At 59.1% G+C, this 14,990-nt stretch carries 16 protein-coding genes; 3 read left to right on the plus strand and 13 right to left on the minus strand.

All coding sequences use genetic code 11. The features are described from left to right. Positions 1-13: 13 nt before the first annotated feature. The 6 genes from RWO33_RS00730 to RWO33_RS00755 form a co-directional block, all read right to left on the minus strand. Entirely contained in the window at positions 14-550 is a 537-nt protein-coding gene (locus tag RWO33_RS00730; protein ID WP_314101006.1) for a hypothetical protein, read from the minus strand. Beyond that, positions 547-1,944 carry a site-specific integrase gene (locus tag RWO33_RS00735; RefSeq protein ID WP_314101008.1) on the minus strand — a complete coding sequence of 466 codons (1,398 nt, stop codon included), beginning with the start codon at positions 1,942-1,944 and terminating at the stop codon, positions 547-549. Before RWO33_RS00735 ends, RWO33_RS00730 begins: the two co-directional genes overlap by 4 nt. Before the next feature lie 1,129 nt (positions 1,945-3,073). Beyond that, positions 3,074-3,475: a hypothetical protein gene (locus tag RWO33_RS00740; RefSeq protein ID WP_314101010.1), complete on the minus strand. Its 402-nt coding sequence runs from the start codon at positions 3,473-3,475 to the stop codon at positions 3,074-3,076. A 76-nt stretch (positions 3,476-3,551) separates the two neighbouring features. Then, positions 3,552-3,836, minus strand: a complete 285-nt coding sequence (locus RWO33_RS00745) for a hypothetical protein (protein ID WP_314101012.1) — start codon at positions 3,834-3,836, stop codon at positions 3,552-3,554. Further along, a complete protein-coding gene (locus RWO33_RS00750; protein WP_314101014.1) occupies positions 3,833-4,822 on the minus strand; it encodes a caspase family protein in 990 nt (329 codons plus the stop codon). Before RWO33_RS00750 ends, RWO33_RS00745 begins: the two co-directional genes overlap by 4 nt. Next, positions 4,819-5,187, minus strand: a complete 369-nt coding sequence (locus RWO33_RS00755) for a TIR domain-containing protein (RefSeq protein ID WP_314101016.1) — start codon at positions 5,185-5,187, stop codon at positions 4,819-4,821. Before RWO33_RS00755 ends, RWO33_RS00750 begins: the two co-directional genes overlap by 4 nt. Positions 5,188-5,708: 521 nt before the next feature. Here RWO33_RS00755 and RWO33_RS00760 point away from each other — a divergent pair. After that, positions 5,709-6,413 carry a reverse transcriptase domain-containing protein gene (locus RWO33_RS00760; protein WP_314101051.1) on the plus strand — a complete coding sequence of 235 codons (705 nt, stop codon included), beginning with the start codon at positions 5,709-5,711 and terminating at the stop codon, positions 6,411-6,413. A gap of 81 nt (positions 6,414-6,494) precedes the next feature. On the opposite strand, the gene RWO33_RS00765 is transcribed toward RWO33_RS00760, so the two are convergent. Both RWO33_RS00765 and RWO33_RS00770 read right to left on the minus strand, forming a co-directional pair. Further along, positions 6,495-6,887 carry an HNH endonuclease gene (locus RWO33_RS00765; protein ID WP_314101018.1) on the minus strand — a complete coding sequence of 131 codons (393 nt, stop codon included), beginning with the start codon at positions 6,885-6,887 and terminating at the stop codon, positions 6,495-6,497. A gap of 181 nt (positions 6,888-7,068) precedes the next feature. Next, entirely contained in the window at positions 7,069-7,395 is a 327-nt protein-coding gene (locus RWO33_RS00770) for a hypothetical protein (RefSeq protein WP_314101020.1), read from the minus strand. A gap of 257 nt (positions 7,396-7,652) precedes the next feature. Here RWO33_RS00770 and RWO33_RS00775 point away from each other — a divergent pair, with 257 nt between their 5' ends. Then, positions 7,653-9,218 carry a MobA/MobL family protein gene (locus tag RWO33_RS00775; RefSeq protein ID WP_314101023.1) on the plus strand — a complete coding sequence of 522 codons (1,566 nt, stop codon included), beginning with the start codon at positions 7,653-7,655 and terminating at the stop codon, positions 9,216-9,218. A gap of 562 nt (positions 9,219-9,780) precedes the next feature. Here the strand turns inward: RWO33_RS00775 and hxsA are convergent. The 5 genes from hxsA to RWO33_RS00800 all read right to left on the minus strand — a co-directional run bounded on the left by hxsA (position 9,781) and on the right by RWO33_RS00800 (position 14,515). Then, positions 9,781-10,536, minus strand: a complete 756-nt coding sequence (gene hxsA / locus RWO33_RS00780) for a His-Xaa-Ser repeat protein HxsA (RefSeq protein ID WP_314101025.1) — start codon at positions 10,534-10,536, stop codon at positions 9,781-9,783. Then, positions 10,521-11,711, minus strand: a complete 1,191-nt coding sequence (gene hxsC / locus RWO33_RS00785) for a His-Xaa-Ser system radical SAM maturase HxsC (RefSeq protein ID WP_314101027.1) — start codon at positions 11,709-11,711, stop codon at positions 10,521-10,523. Before hxsC ends, hxsA begins: the two co-directional genes overlap by 16 nt. Next, a complete protein-coding gene (gene hxsB, locus RWO33_RS00790) occupies positions 11,698-13,191 on the minus strand; it encodes a His-Xaa-Ser system radical SAM maturase HxsB (RefSeq protein WP_314101029.1) in 1,494 nt (497 codons plus the stop codon). The genes hxsC and hxsB overlap by 14 nt, the downstream gene beginning before the upstream one ends. Then, the gene (locus RWO33_RS00795; RefSeq protein ID WP_314101031.1) at positions 13,188-13,490 is read right to left on the minus strand and encodes a hypothetical protein; all 303 of its coding nucleotides are present in this window, start codon (positions 13,488-13,490) and stop codon (positions 13,188-13,190) included. The genes hxsB and RWO33_RS00795 overlap by 4 nt, the downstream gene beginning before the upstream one ends. A gap of 128 nt (positions 13,491-13,618) precedes the next feature. Continuing rightward, the gene (locus RWO33_RS00800) at positions 13,619-14,515 is read right to left on the minus strand and encodes a plasmid partitioning protein RepB C-terminal domain-containing protein (protein ID WP_314101034.1); all 897 of its coding nucleotides are present in this window, start codon (positions 14,513-14,515) and stop codon (positions 13,619-13,621) included. Between the two features lie 65 nt (positions 14,516-14,580). Between RWO33_RS00800 and RWO33_RS00805 the strand changes: the two genes are divergently transcribed. Next, positions 14,581-14,967 carry a hypothetical protein gene (locus RWO33_RS00805; RefSeq protein WP_314101037.1) on the plus strand — a complete coding sequence of 129 codons (387 nt, stop codon included), beginning with the start codon at positions 14,581-14,583 and terminating at the stop codon, positions 14,965-14,967. Positions 14,968-14,990: the final 23 nt, after the last annotated feature.

Raw genomic sequence — 14,990 nt, forward strand, 5'->3', positions numbered from 1 at the left:
CTTCGCGCAGTCGTTACGAGACATGCCGTTGCCGGGAGGGTTCGCTGTCAAGTTCGCGAGGGATGTTGATGTAACTCAGCTCCCGGTGCGCAAAAACGTAGGCCCAGTGGCAACCTTCGATGGCCTCGTAATCGTATTCCAAGCCAGCGATTTCCTCCACGAACACCCTCCGGGTGATGTCGGCGTGGGCCACCTTGGCATCTTGAATTAGGCCGCCAAGCGAGCAAACGGCCCTCTTTCCCCGGACGGGGCCCGGTTCCGCCAGCCGCCTGACCCCTTGCAGCATGCTGTTCCAGAATCCGGTCACCCGCATTTCCACCACCATCCCGTTGAGGTGCTTGCCTTCGCCTTCATCCGGGGCCTGACGGACCATTTCGACTATAAGGGTGAAGGCAGCCAGGTCCCTTGCAAGCGTGGAGAGAGCCTTGGTGATGGCATTGTCATCCGTGTCGTAGATCGACTTCCACTCTTCGATTCGGTGGCGCATATGAGCGGAGTGAGCGGTGTTGAAGTCAAGATACCGGCGTGATCGTTGGTTGGCATCAGTCACGGATAGAACTTCGCTTTCTTGCCCAGCTGCTTCTTGAACTGGCCCCGCTGATACTTGGGCAGCACCACCGGAGGGTTGTATCGTTGCAGAGCGGCCACTTGGCGTGTTCTTACCTCGGGGTTCTCAGTTGTTTGGTAGAGATTCAAGACAGGGAAGCGCTTGTTCTCCGAGTGACCAGTGATTGCGGCGATGTCTTCTTGGGGGACGAGGACATGCTTGAGCTTGGACGCAAGAGTGTGACGAAAGGCGTGGAACCCGACCCCCTTTCCGAAGCCAAGCTTCTTTAGGTAGGCACTGAACTGGATCACCAGGCCCTGGCTGTATCTAGCGCTGGTCTCACCCGAGGCTTCACACGTCCCGGCAGACAAGTTGGGGAACAATCGAGGGTGACCGCATGCTTTGATATCTTCGACGAAGTCGATAAATCCAGCATCCAGCACCGCTTGGTGAATTGGGATGCGGCGTAGGGCCGAAGCACCTTTGACGGTCTGGCGTGTTTTGAAGTGCTCGTTATGCGCCAAGTCGTCGTCTACCGTGAGTTGGATAGCGATACACCAAACACCGTCTTCGTTGACGATGTCGTGGACCTTGAGTTGTGCGAGCTCGTTGACACGCGCGCCGCTGTAGAGAGCCAAGATGGGGATCCACCAGCGGTGGGGCCATTTCTTTGCCCAAGTGAGGAACGTCTCTGGCTCGAAGATCTTCTGAAGCTCGGACTCCTCCAAGAAGCGCTCGGCTTTCTTGCCACGCTTAGGGTCGATCACCAAGTTCTTTTTGATCTTACCCATGGCCGCCATGGGGTTGCCGGGAATGGCGCGGGTGGCCACCAGGCGGAGGAAGAAGTTGTTCAGGCAAAGGTTGTGCTTACTGAGCGTGGCCTCTGACACCCCTTGCACTCCGTTGGCTTGCCCCAGGGCGATCACCTCGTCTACGGTCATCGCGCGAAGCTTGTCATCCTGAAGCAAAGCAGAGGGAGCCCATCGCAGGAGATCCCAGAAGCGCTCGACGTGTGTGTGGTCAATGCGCGAAACGGGTATATCGCCGCACGTCAGCAGCAGCAAGCTCAAGGTGCGGGCGTAGTCCTTGATGGTGGTGGACTTCAACTTGCGCCGCTGCTGATGCTTCGAGAAATCTCCAATCTCGATGGACAAAAGGCGGGCAGGGCTACCGGGTGGCAGCGGCTCGGAGTAGCGTGTGCCGTGCTTCCCGCTCCGAATGCGGGCGGTCTTGTTCAAGACCGTGTTGATAAGGTCCTGAGCGTTGAACGCTCCTTCGCGGTCGGAGATCGTCATCTTTCCGAACTTGACCCTGCCGATCTGAAGGCTGTCGAGAACCAAGCTGCCGCCAGATGAATCGATGTAGTTGCTGAGGATGTCGGTGGGGGACTGAGTCACTGCTTTGCTTCCATTGTTTACAATGGAAGTACAGATACGACGAGTTCGCTAAACGTCAATCCGAATTGAGCGGGTTTTTACTTCCTCAGGCAAACTCTCAGGGCTATCACGTCGCGCCGTTCCCAGCTCGGCGGATCCGATCTATTTCGCGCAATGAAACCTAAGCGCAGCAAGGGTTTAGCGGCATAAGGTATCTGCCGCTTCATAGTCATAACCATACTGTTTAAAAATTCAGGGCCACGATAATCGCGATACTAGCTAACATTAAGCTGAACGCAGCATAAATGGTGTGCGTGATTGTTAGTCTGTGTTGACAGTAGAAGTGTGACGTAGCAGGTTAGCTCTGCCGTTCCCTCTCACTGAAGGAGTCAAGCTATGTCGATTAAGCCCGGTCCGAAACCAATCGCTCCGTCTACTGGGGAGCCGGATAAGCGCCGACGGGACAACAAGGACACTCCCCGAAATACGCCTGGTTTGAAGCCTCACAAGCATAAGACCGGCAAGTGATTGAGGCGGGGCAGTTCTCGGAGCAAGAAGGCGAGAATGTAGAGCTGCTACAACTGGAGGGCACAGCCTTGGCGTCGGCCTCTGCCGCTGTGGCCTGTCGTCGACGTAAGAATCCTGGACCTAGAGGGGTTGGAGCGAGTGGGGATCTATCGTGTAGTAGGCATCGAGTGGGAGACGGACGGGCACATTCTTGAGCTGCCGCTGGAGTGCACAGTCGAGTGCGACGGCGAGGATGATATCGCCGGCGTGTTGAGCGACAACTACGGATGGCTGGTGGCCACGTTCGTCGTATTGGAGAGGTCAACGGATCCGTCAGCGCTGCATGCGAGCGATAAGCTCTGACGCGTCGGCACATTGTGTTAACGCGTCCGACGAGCACGGTCTGTCGTCAAGTGCTGCCCAAGCTCGAGATAGCAGCGTGCCCCGCGCTGAGGAGTTCCACGCTTGATTCCTTGCCCGACGGGACGATCGGCTGCGCTAGCGCTCACCGCTCTCCGCACGTTTTTCGGAAGTAGTGCCTTGGCGCCATTGCTCTTGGGAGCGAGTTGCTTACGAAGACCCAGCAGGACAATCGGGCGCTCTGTCCTGCTGGGCTGACACCATGGCACATCCAACGGGATACCTAACGGCCGCCCTGAAACTTGAAGGTGAAGCGGGCGGCGGACTCAGCTGTCTCCCCAAGGATGGGCACGGGCTTAGCATCGACAAGAGTCAACGTCCCATCAGCTATAGGGGCCGGGACGCCCAGCGTGAAGTCAATCTCCTTGGACCAGCCGCCACCGAGCACTGTCGCCCTGACGACTAGCCGGCCCGCCTGGATGCATTGAACGTCGGCAGGGCAACGGCTGTCTTCGATGACGCGGTTGGGACGCACTCTGGGGCCATCAACCGCCGCAATTTCTCCCAGACGCACAGGGCCTTCAACGGGAGGGCTCGCGACCCGGTTGCTTGCCGCGCACCCTGCAAGGGAGATGACTGCAAGCGAGGCAAGCATCAGGACTCGGACGGGACGGATACGGGCCATGGCGGTAGTAACACTCTCGCAAGTCTAATAAAGATAGCAAGCATCGGCTCTGCAAGTAGTGCCCCCCACATGCTAATCAACCTCCAGCAAGCCGCCGCTTTATCGTCGGAAGATATTTCATCACTTGGTCGCGGTCAGCGGCTTGTTCGTCCGATGAGAGGTCCTCGTAGGGCGTGGCAATCTGTCGGTCCCAGCGTGACACCAGTTCGGCCGGAAGGACGAGGCTACCGTCCTCCCGCCTCACACCTTGGTCATGCAGATAAGCCTGCCAATGGGCCCACCGGGCATGCTCGATGGAGGCGAGCTCATCCACTAGCTTGTTCAGAATCCGTTCGACCTCGTCAGGGGCAACAGAACTCATATGCGCCCCTTTTCTGCCAGTGCGCGGTAGTGTTCGCCCAGCGCAGTCAAACGCACGGATTTTGACTCCATGGCGGCATGCCACATGTGCGGCGCTCCCTCTGGAACTAGCAGTCCGACGCGATTGTATTTCTGAAGTATCGCAAACACCGCCGTGTTGTCTGGATTGGGCGCGGGAATTCCATCAGGATCGCGGTTCCAGTCCGTTGATCGCTCAGGCTCATATGATGGGTCGAGCTGGAGGGTAGCTCCTTTGGCACCAAAAAGTTCGGAAATCCTACGGAGGTCTGAAAGTTCTAGTGGTGGTTGGACCTTGCGAAGAGATACGAAGGTCTTGACGTTTGTCTTAAAGACCGGGCGCTGCGCCCAAGGGCCTAATGACTGATCAACATGGGCATACACGCCGCCAGGCGTAACATCCCCGACCAGGTTTGACGCCGCCCCGCCGAGTGCGTCAACGAGAAGCGATGTGAACACGCCTGCTCCATCTTCTTCAGATGCGTATTGCTCCGCAGTGGACGCCGTGAGAATCGTCACGCCGTCGTTTATTTCCGCAACTTTTTGGTTGATCGCACTGCCACCCGCCACCCCGCTGTGGCAGCTATCCAGAATGATGACCCGATTTGCCATCCTGGAGTTGTTGGCCATGGTCATGATCTCAGACAGGGGAACGCCGTCGTGGCCGTTCCGAACCTCCGAAGAGCAGAGGTAGCCGCCGGTTTCTTCAATGTGGCCGTGTCCAGCGAAGTAAAGCAACGCGACTTCACCTTCTCCCGCGAAGAGCTCCTCAACGGCGCTGCGCAGTTCTTCCCGCAGCACTGGATCATGAGCTCCGGTGCCGGTCAGGTGCTTGACGCCGAAGTTAGGTGAGCCGTCTGTGTGGCGATCCAACATTGCCTTAACTGCGAAGGAGTCGTTGACGCATCCATGCAGCAAGGAGACGTGCTGATAGAAATCCACGCCCACCACGAGTGCACGGCGGGTCACAGCGAATCAATCCAGTTCTCGATGTTCGCCCACGTCCAGGTCATGATGCTGACCCCTTCCAGCTCTGTCCGGTCATCCTTGTATGCCCAGATGCCCTTCAGGGGGACGCCTTCTTCCTTGGCACAGGCAATCTCCCATTTCTGGCCGCTGGATTTTAGGGAGTTCTTGGAGACCACTACCAAGACGCCATCCGAGCGGCGGATTCGGGTCCGAACCTTTTTCTTCCATTCCTCGTCGTAGGCTTCCTTCACCGACATGTCGATGTATTCAAAGGGTGTCTTTGTGTTGAGTGACTGGCCCTTGAGCATGTCCCGAATGGCGACGTCTTCGATTGCGAATGCGACAAAAACAACCTTGTTCGTCATAGTCCTCATCCTGATTTGAATGGTTCGCTTTGTGACGGCCGTCACGCTTTCGCTTATAGCACGGAAAGAATAGGGCGCGCATGCGGCGCCGCAGCAAGGTTAAAACTTCGTCCATATTGAGCTTCGTCAAACGAAGCGCCGCCGGTGAAATTCCTCCTCACTAGGCTTCCAATGGATGATCGTGCACGACTATACTGGCGACGCTCTGGCGATAGGACACATGCGCCTATCCCTCTATTCGTCACGATGTGACTTGCTGTGTGCCGCTGTTCGCTATGCGGTGTCGCTGTTGGTTAAGTGTCCATGCGCCCTGCGCTAGGCAAGCCGGAGCTATGAATAGAGGAGAGATCTTATGAAGAGACTATTTCGTAAGACCCGCCTAGTTCATCGGTTGCTGTCGTTCGGGGGCGGACTTCTCCGCTTCCTGGCAGCGCTCCTGAACATGGCATCTAACTATCAGAGGTTTAGCCGTGAAGAGGTGGGACCATCGCTTTGAGGTAAAGCCCGGACGTTGGGTGTTTGTGCCCCCGCCCTTAGGAAAGGCTGCCGGCGAGAAAATTCGATCGGCCGTCGCAAAGGCTTGGTTCCACCCTCCGTTCTACTTCCATCTTCGCCAAGGTGGGCACGTGGCAGCTCTTCGGCGGCACGTCGGAAATCAATACTTCTTTCGGTGCGATCTTGATGACTTCTTCGGAAGGATCAATCAGACGAGAGTTACACGCTGCCTGAAGCGCTATTTCTCTTACGCGGACGCCCGGCAAATGGCCAGCAACAGTGTGGTCTTTAGGCCAGGCACCGTCCAAACGATGCTGCCGTATGGCTACGTCCAGTCTCCTATCTTGGCATCCCTGGCTCTGGACCAAAGTCGCGTTGGGAGATTTCTCCGTCAATGCGCGTCCGCCAAGCATCTCAAGGTCAGTGTCTACATGGATGACATTGTTCTGTCGTCCAACGATGCTGCCCTGCTTGCCGATGCAGCAGCGAAGCTCACGCAGCTCTCAAATGACGCAGGTCTGCCCCTGGGCATTGGAAAAACTGAAGGGCCGTCTCCGACCGTCACTGCTTTCAATGTAGACCTCTCACATGGTTCATTGGTCATCTCAAAGGAAAGGATCGAGCGTTTCCGGCTGGCTTATGCGGGAGCGAGCTCGTCGCAGGTCGCTGACGGAATCTTGGGCTACGTTCACAGTGTCAATCCAGCCCAAGTGTCAGTGGTTGTCGTTTGAAGTAATATTCCTGCTCTGCGAAGTGGCAGGAAATCGTGCCATTGCGTTCGCCAATCGCGTTCTGGATGATTCTCGCTGCCGTCATTGGTGGCGGAATGCGGGCTTCCCGATGAATAGTTCTTGCGACGCCGCTACCATGGCGACGCGTAGATCTGGAGGATGCCACTTTCCTTTGGCTACTCTTTGTCTGACGTGAGCCCGGTAAACCTCGGCCGATGGGGCAGGGTTGGGACGCCTATGACGTCGTAGATTACACAAGTGACAAGCGGCCACAACGTTGCTAGCCACATCCTTGCCGCCGTCCTGTCGGGCAAGCAGATGTTCTGCTGTGCATTGGTAAGCACGCGAAGCCCGCGAGCGTAGGATGAGTTCGTCAGGGGAAGAGAGCCACATCACAAAGCCGCAATAGAAGCAGCGGCCCTGTTGGGCTTGGAATGCATGGGTGCGAAGGGTCTTGAGGCGTTCATTGCTCATGGGTTGGCTCCGGAATCAAAGAAGATTCCCGTGCCCCCATTGGGTGGACCTCGGGCACCCGGAGCCTTATGGCATGCGGGCACAACACCGTCTCTCAGCGACCGGCAAACATGTTTTAGCTCAGATTTCAGACGACTGCAACTCGGAGGCCGCCAGCAAGTGCGAGCGCTGAAGAGTCAGGTCAGTGTCTGAGTTTCCGATGTTCTGCATCTGCCATCGTCAGCCGCAAGGTCCCGCGCGAACGGGCCTGGTTGCGGACATCATGGTCATTGCGACTTTCCATATGGCTCAACAGCGCGCCGACCAACTCAGTATCCTCAAGCGCTCCGGCGCCGGCCAAGAAAACAATCTCTGCGGCCCGCAAGCGTCGCTTGGCTTCTTCGCGGCGCTGCGTTTCCTTCGCTCTCACCGCTTGGCGCTGGTTCGCTAAAAGTTCGCGGGCTTGGAGCTGAGCCAGCCGTTCGGTGGCTCGCTGAATTCTTTGGTGGTAGTGATGCGGTTCGGCCATGCTTTTCTCCTCTGTGTGCTTACGATTCAACCAAAGAAACTCTGCTCGTCAAGTTTGCGCCGGCTTTGGGATTTGAAGCCTCTCGAAATCGAAAGGATCGAAAAAAAGGGGCTTAGAAGAGGGAAGCAAGAGCGCAATTAGGCAATGTCTTCGACATTGCTTGCGCCAAGGGCTTCGCCCTTGGGACCCCAAGCGCTTCGCGCTTGCCAAAGTTCAAACCGAAGGCATAAAGAGCGAGAGTCCACATCGGAGCCAGCATGGCCATCTACCACTCCCGCATCAAAACCTTTAGTCGCGCCAAAGGCGACTCCTCTGTCGCCGCAGCTGCCTATCGTGCAGGCCTTCTGCTCGTAGACCATCTCACCGGCAGGCGCCACGACTACCGTCACCGAGGGGGAGTAGTGGAGTCCATCTGCTTGGCTCCCGAGGGGGCGCCTGACTGGGCATTCATTCCCAGTGAGCTCTGGCCGGCTGCCGAGCTCGCTGAGAATCGCAAGAACAGCACCGTGGCCCGCGAGTTCGAAGTGGCCTTGCCTCACGAACTCGACGACGCGCAACGGTCAGACCTCACCGTAGCCATTTCGGAGGCCCTCATTGATCGTTACCAGTTTGCAATCCAGGCGAGCATCCATAGCCCCGGGACACGGGACGGACGGAATTTCCATGTCCATATTCTTGCCACGACCCGCCGTATGACCCCCGACGGCTTCGGAGACAAAACTCGTGAGCTGGATGGCGGCTCATCGGGGCGGTTGGAGGTGGACTGGGTGCGAGCGACTGTGGCTGAGCTCACCAATTCGCACTTGGCTTTAGCAGGGATAGAGGCCCGTGTGGACCACAGACGCTTGGAGGTCCAGGCTGAGGACGCGATGCTTAGGGGAGATTGGGCCGAGGCCTTCGCGCTGACCCGCCAGCCCACCAAGCACCTCGGGAAGAACGTCACCGCCATGGAGCGCAAGGGCATGGAAACCGAACGGGGAGCGCAGAACGATCAAATCATTGAAGAAAACGAAGAGGCGTTCGAGTCGCTCATCAAGCAAGCCAATCGGGAGGGGCGCGCCGTCGCGGTCCCGCCAGGTCACAGCGCAGCCCAAGCCCGTGCGGATCAACGGCGACAACGGGGTCCCTACGTGGTCGGCAATGGCTTGATCATAGAGGGGCTGTCTGGCGTTCGGGCATCCCAGATTGGCTTGTGCGCCGAGCGCCCCAGCGACAAATCACCCGTCGCCGGGGCGTCGATTGAAGAAATGGTGGATGAAGCCGGCATGGAGCTAAGCGAGGTGCTCGCCTTGAACCCAGACCTGCCGTTGGAAAAGACTCGACGCCTGGTTTCGCATTGGCAAGCGGCGCTATCCAATCTCGTGGACAGTCCAACGCTTAGGCGCCAACTGCAATCGGTCGTCGACGGCCTGAAGCAGCTGAAAACGGGTCTGATGGTGTTTGCCAAGCGGCTCGCTGTGGTGACGCGCGCGGAGCGATTGTTCCACATGGCGGAGCAAGCCTGGGAGCAGTTCAACGCAGACTGTCCGAAGCCAGCTACCGAATGGATGTCCCGAGACTGGCTGGCGAGGCGTGGGCGGCGGCTGGCCGCATTGGACAAGAGGTCCAATGAGCTTAAGCGAGCCAGGGCTGGGACCACCGACGAGGCTCGGCACGCATGCGAGGCGGAAGTGGTCCGTCGCAACGAGGCCCTGGAGCACCGCTCGTCGATGGCTTTAGACCAAGGTGCCATGGAAGCAGAGCAGGGCGCTCTTGGAGCAGGGGTGCCAAGCACTCCCCCTCTCGGCGTCCCAACGACCAGACGGCGGCGTCCGAGCCCCTGAAAGCCAAAAGCCCCGCGAGCGGGGCTTTTTGTTGGCTGGGCCAAGGGCAATCGGTATCAGTGGATGGTAGGGCGGCGAGGCCGATCTAGCTCTGAAGCACCAGGCTTTTTCTTAGATCTGCTTGCACGCCATTGCTCCACAGACTGTGGCATGACTGGCAGGGCATTGCGGTCGACCATCGCACGCCTGACCTCAATCGTGGGACGGAGCGCGGCGGCTTGAGGAGCGCTCGAGCCATCCTCCACCACCGGCTCCGATGAGTAGGAAAGCTGAAGAAGCGCTCCGGCCACATCCCACGCGTGTTGGACATCTTCCATGCGATCAGGAAGCTCGCGGCTGGGACCTTGCCAGAGTAGGTGCCCTAAAAGTTTCGAGGCGATTCTCAATTGGGGGGACGGCATGAACGCTCCTTGGCGTAGTGGGTGAACCACTATCCAAGCAGGAATTGTCGCTTCCGCAACAGCTCAGACGTGAGGCGCCTCACATAAATGAATGCGCGATGGCAAATAGTTGTCCAAGTGGGCCTACTGCAGGGCGCACCTCGAGCAAAGGGGCGATTGCCCTAGAGTCGAACGCCTAGCGCGTCGAGCGTTGGGGTCGTCATGGTGCCGGTGACCTGCAGACCGTAGCGCCTTTGGAAGGTGCGCAGCGCGGTCTGCGTCTTCTGGGACATGACGCCATCGATGGCGCCGGGGTCAAGGCCTTTGGAGTAGAGGGCGGCTTGGACGCGCATGATCAGCATCCGGAGCTCATCCGCATCCGGGCGTGGGGGCTGCGCCGTCGGGGTTGGCCAAAAGTTGTTGTTGAAGGGCGAGGCGTCAGGGGCAGCCGAGTCACCAGTGTCTACAGAAGTCTGCGAATCGATTGCAGGCTCCGCCGACAGGCGCTGAACCTCCAGGTCGCTCAGATCGCTTCCGGAGGCCCGATAAGCATTTGTCTTGGGTGCAGAGGTGACAGGCGCGCTGAGAGGTTGCCGCGGCGTTGAGATGACCGGTGCGCGGATGGGTGCTGGCCTTGGCGCTGGCGCTGGCGTGGTCCGGGCGGGAGCGGGCGGGGTGTAGGTCGCCGGCGGTGTGTAGGATCGGTAGGAGCTCCCCGAGCCAGACGAATGGGAACGGTGGGAGCTGTGCGAGCGATGCGAACTATGGCTCCGATGCCCGGCATAGAGGTTGTGCCGACCCGAGTTCAGCGATGAACTCAGGACAGTGGCGTATTTGCTGTCCATCTCCGTCAGTGCCGACAGGTCCTGGGGTTTTTGGTTCGGCTCCGCCCCGAGTGCCCCCAGGGTCGCGCCCACAATCATCAATGCGCTGGACATGTCTCATTTTCCTTGACGGGGGCGACCGCGCGGCTGGTCCAAGCCGGCGTTACCCAAGAGAAGAAGCCGCCGCACTTGGACTTCACCGAACAGCTGGCGCAGGCGGGCAGATAGTCGTTCTTCCAGGTGGAGATGCTCTGGGCGGCATAGGGCCATAAGGAGCGGTCGATGGTGCACAGCGGCAGGTTGTAAAGCGACACGCCTATGCCGCTTGAATCGAACATGCCGACAGCTGCGGCCAGTTGGTCGCCGAAGTCAGCTGGGTCTGCCCACACGTCCGCGTAGTGCGCCTTGGCAAACCCGATTGGCTCGATGCCCATCAAAGCCACGTGCTCTACAAAGGGCAGGTTGCGTTGAATGTATCGAGCTATCTGCGGCAGCCGCTCGAAGGTGGGCCGGACCAGCACAACCCTGATCTCAATACGCTGCTTTGCCGCTTCCAGGGCATAAAGGCCCCGCAGGGTCTGAGCGAACGCCCCCTCGCTTTGGACCACGTAGTCGTGGAGCCCGTAATGGTCGCCGTAGAGGGGAATGCCCCAGCTGAGGTTCGGATGGATTCCTTCAAAGCGACTGTGCAGGGTCGAACCGTCGAGGAGGCGGCCGTTAGACAAGATGTGGAGGTGGGTGTCGGGGAGCACTGAAGCACAGCGTGCTACGACCTCCACCAGCCCGTCCCCGAGCAGGGTGGGTTCCCCCCCGCTTATCGCGAGGGACGGTTCGTCCGCATCGATCAGGTCAATGAGGTCCAAAAGCTGGCCAACCCGCCAATCGTCCTGAACCTGCCTGGGCGGCTGCGAACACATAACGCAAAAGCTGTTGCATCGTTCGGTCGCAAAGAGCACGTTGCCGTTGTCTCCACGCCGATACCGGCTGGCGACACGCTGTCGGAAGGGGTCCAGTTCGATGACGTCCCCTGACTTGGCTACCCTTTGGTCTCCAAGGATCTCGACGTAGGGCCTTTCACGGTCACGTGGCGCCTCCGGCGACTGCACGATCCCGCCCCAGGGCAGATCCAACATCTCTCCGCCAATGAACCCGGCGGGCGACCCACGCAGGTCCAGCGCCATCCGCTCGTAGGGCAGCACGGCCGATGGGAAATCAGCGAGCCCAACCACTTTTAGAAGCCGTGGGCCGAGCGACTTCGAGATGAGGGCTTTGCTCTCAAGCGGCAACATGAAGCGCCTCCTCGACTGGATCTTGGCGCATGGCCCATCGCTGCATCAGCCGCTGGTCCTCTGCTGACCCCTTCTCAAAGCGCTCCAATAGAAAATCAAACAGCCCCATGTTCCTCTGGCAGAAGTCGCTGGTGGGGCGGTGCCCGACGGTATCCCTCTGCCTGGCGTAATGCTCCACGGGATCGGCTCCGCACATGGGCACATACGCGCAGTCCGAGCAGGTGGGCAGCGCCTCAGCAACCCCAGCGAAGAGGACGGAGGCCATGGCTGGGGACTCCAGCCAAGCGCTGACCGGCTGGCTGACGTCGCCGAGGCACCAAGTCGGGTCGCCCATTGCAGCCAGCATCCGCGCCTCATCGGAGGGGTATACCCGTCCGTCGTAGTCGTAGATGACCGCCCCCAGTCCGGCGCCGGACGGCGAGCGCAGATCCACGTAGCCATGGCCAAACGACGTGAACAGTTGGGACAGGAGCAACGCAGCGTAGGACTCGTCCATTGCATAGCCGGAGTGGTTGACCGCCACCAAGTGCTCAAACGCCCTCTTGTAGAACGTTAGGTAGTCCGAGGTTGCATACCCGGTTCGGCTCACTGTCTTCGTAGCGAAGCCATAAGGGCTCAACGGACGGAGCGAGATGGAGTGGAGGCCGAGCTTCCGGTATTCGTCGATGATCTCTTCCGGGACGGCGAGGCTCAGCTTGGTCAAGGTGGTTAGTGCGGACACCGCATCGTCGCCCAGGCGGCGTCGCCCTCGCTCAATGCCTTCTATTGTCCGCCGATAGCTGTCGCGACCAGGACGAGGGCGGTTTGCATTGTGGAGCCACTCGGGACCGTCCAGGGACGTGGACAGTTTGAAGCGGTGCTCGGCTAAGAAGTCGAGCTGTTCCTCGGTCAGGTCGTGGAGGGTGGAAGCCAAGACGAATCGGAGGACCCGGCCTTCGTGCTGGTTCCTCGCGACGATAAGGCGCGTGATACGCATGACCTGCTCAAAGTTCAGCAGGGGTTCGCCGCCTTGGAACTCAATGGTGAGCTCAGGGCTTGGCCAATCGAACAGTCTTTGCACCGCCAGTTCTGCTGGCGAGTCGGCCAGGTCAAACGCTTGAGCGTTGACGCCTTGCCTCGAGACTTGGCAGTAGCTGCAGGTGTGATGGCAGCGCAGGGAGACCACGAAGATGTGGAGCGCCGGACCGCCCATCAAATACGACTTGCGGCTTCGGTATTGGCTCAGCAAAGGGGCCAGCGAGCTTTTGCTGACGTCGATGACAGCGAGGTGGCGGGCCTGTAGGTCGGCCAGATAGGGCGAGTCATCGGGGAGCTCATGTGAAACAAAGGCTCGGAACGCGGCAGCGGGCATCGTCAGCCAGTCCCCGGCCATCGAGGAGACGAAGACTCGGTCGCCATCCCACGGTAGGCGGCGGAAGCGCATTGGCAAGAGCTGGTAGCCGGCCTTCGCTCTGAAGGCGTCCCTTGGGCGGAACTTCATGGCCGGGACCCGGCACCAGGCATCGCTTGAGTGAGAGCGGCATGCACCAACTGTTCGTGCAGGCCCTTGGTTTCGGCACGGATAAGGGATCGCAGCTTCTCGTCGGCCAGGCCAGTAAAGAACCGGGCCCGGGCATCCACCGGCACTGCCATGCCTGGAAGTGCGCTGACCAACACCGCGTGTGCATTGGGACGGCGGACCACTTCGATGTAGCAGGCACCGGAAAGCCGATGGGCCGCCCGGATCACCTCTTCAAAGGTGTAAACAGCGCTGTCGACGACAAATTCTGAGCTATCCATTGCCCATCCCCTGTTGGATAGGAGGACTTTGCTCTTCGATGGAGCCTCTGGCAAGCCTCGAGACGCCTGCCCTCAACACCGGGTGGCTGGAGCCTCGATGCCGACCCAAGCCACCCAGTGCCGAACATTTAGCCTGGCAATTGCTTGATTTCAGACAGTTTTTGCAACTGCTGGAGGTGATCGGGCCGTCGCTTGGCCAGCCAGCGAACGACGGCCGGGTTGTTAAGCAAGGCACTTCCCACGTGGGTTTTGATGATTTCCAGTTGGAGGCTTGCCGGGCCAAATCCCTCCTGTAGCGTCTCGGTATCGGCCTGCAATGCAGCCAGCTCCTGTTCCAGGCGCTTCAGTGCCTCGCTCGGTGTGGCATCTGTCTTTCGTTGGGCGGCTTCCGGGACCAGCTGGTCCGGGGAGCTGTTGCGTAGGAGGGCCACTGCCAGTCGAGTCGAGTAGGTGTTGAGGTTCACCATGGTTTGCGCCGCATCGATCTGCCGCATCGGCTTCATCTGTTTAAGCACGTTGAACATCCCCGAGGTTGCCGGCTTCTCCGCCAACAGGACGATGGCTTCAGGGCAAATGCCGTCGAGGAGCCTGAACTTGGCCCGGATGGTGTTGACTGACAAGTCCAAGGCCTCGGCGAGCTGGGCAACCGATACCCCGCCCTCGGCGGCTTTCAGGATCATCTTGTGTGCCTGGATCACCGACAGGCTATTGACCCGCTTGTTGTAGGTGTAGCCCTCGTCATCCGTGGAGATGAGGCACAGCGCCTTCGTAACGCCCAGATCTCTGAGCGCCTCTAGCCGCATATGACCATCCAGGACAAGAAAGCGGCCGGGTTGATCACGGTCCAGGGTGACGATGATTGGCTCAACGATGCCGATGGTCTCAATGGATTTTACGATTTGGCGATACTTCACAGAGGCCTTGGCGCCGGCAGGTAACGCGACGGCCGCTATGAGTAAGGAGAGGTCCACGTCAACGCAGTTCTTCTCAAACGCTAGTCGTAACCCTGTTCCTTTGGCGCTCATCGACGGGCTCCCTTTGCAGGGACGAGGTCCGCGAGAGGGCGGGGCACCGTCGTCAACTTCTGGGCTTGAAGAAGCGCGACGAACTCCTCGTCGGCATACAGCTCCTTGAACACTTGCCTGGCAACCAGCAAGGATTGCTGCACATATTCGGACTTCATCTGGATGCGTTGGTGGGCCTCAACGTCGCGCTTATAGAGTTTGGCAAGCTCTTCTCGACCCATCGGCTTTCGCGGAGCCCCCTTCACAAAGTCATTTTTAGCCTGCTTGCCGCTCCGGTTCCTATGTTCCAAGATCTGGCGAATGCGGAAAATCTGCCTCCCCCGGAGGTCACCTTTCTCATACGCGTCCTGAAGAAGCTGCTGAGTCTCAACATCGGTCGCTCGAGCGATGCCTACAGCCAAGTGCAGCGGTATGTGCCCGGGGTTCTACCCCGAAATCACGGACGGTTGTAAAAGGGCTGAGAACTTCTGGTCTT

The sequence above is a fragment of the uncultured Stenotrophomonas sp. genome (genome assembly GCF_963519925.1).
GTDB classification, from domain to species: domain Bacteria; phylum Pseudomonadota; class Gammaproteobacteria; order Xanthomonadales; family Xanthomonadaceae; genus Stenotrophomonas; species Stenotrophomonas maltophilia_AE.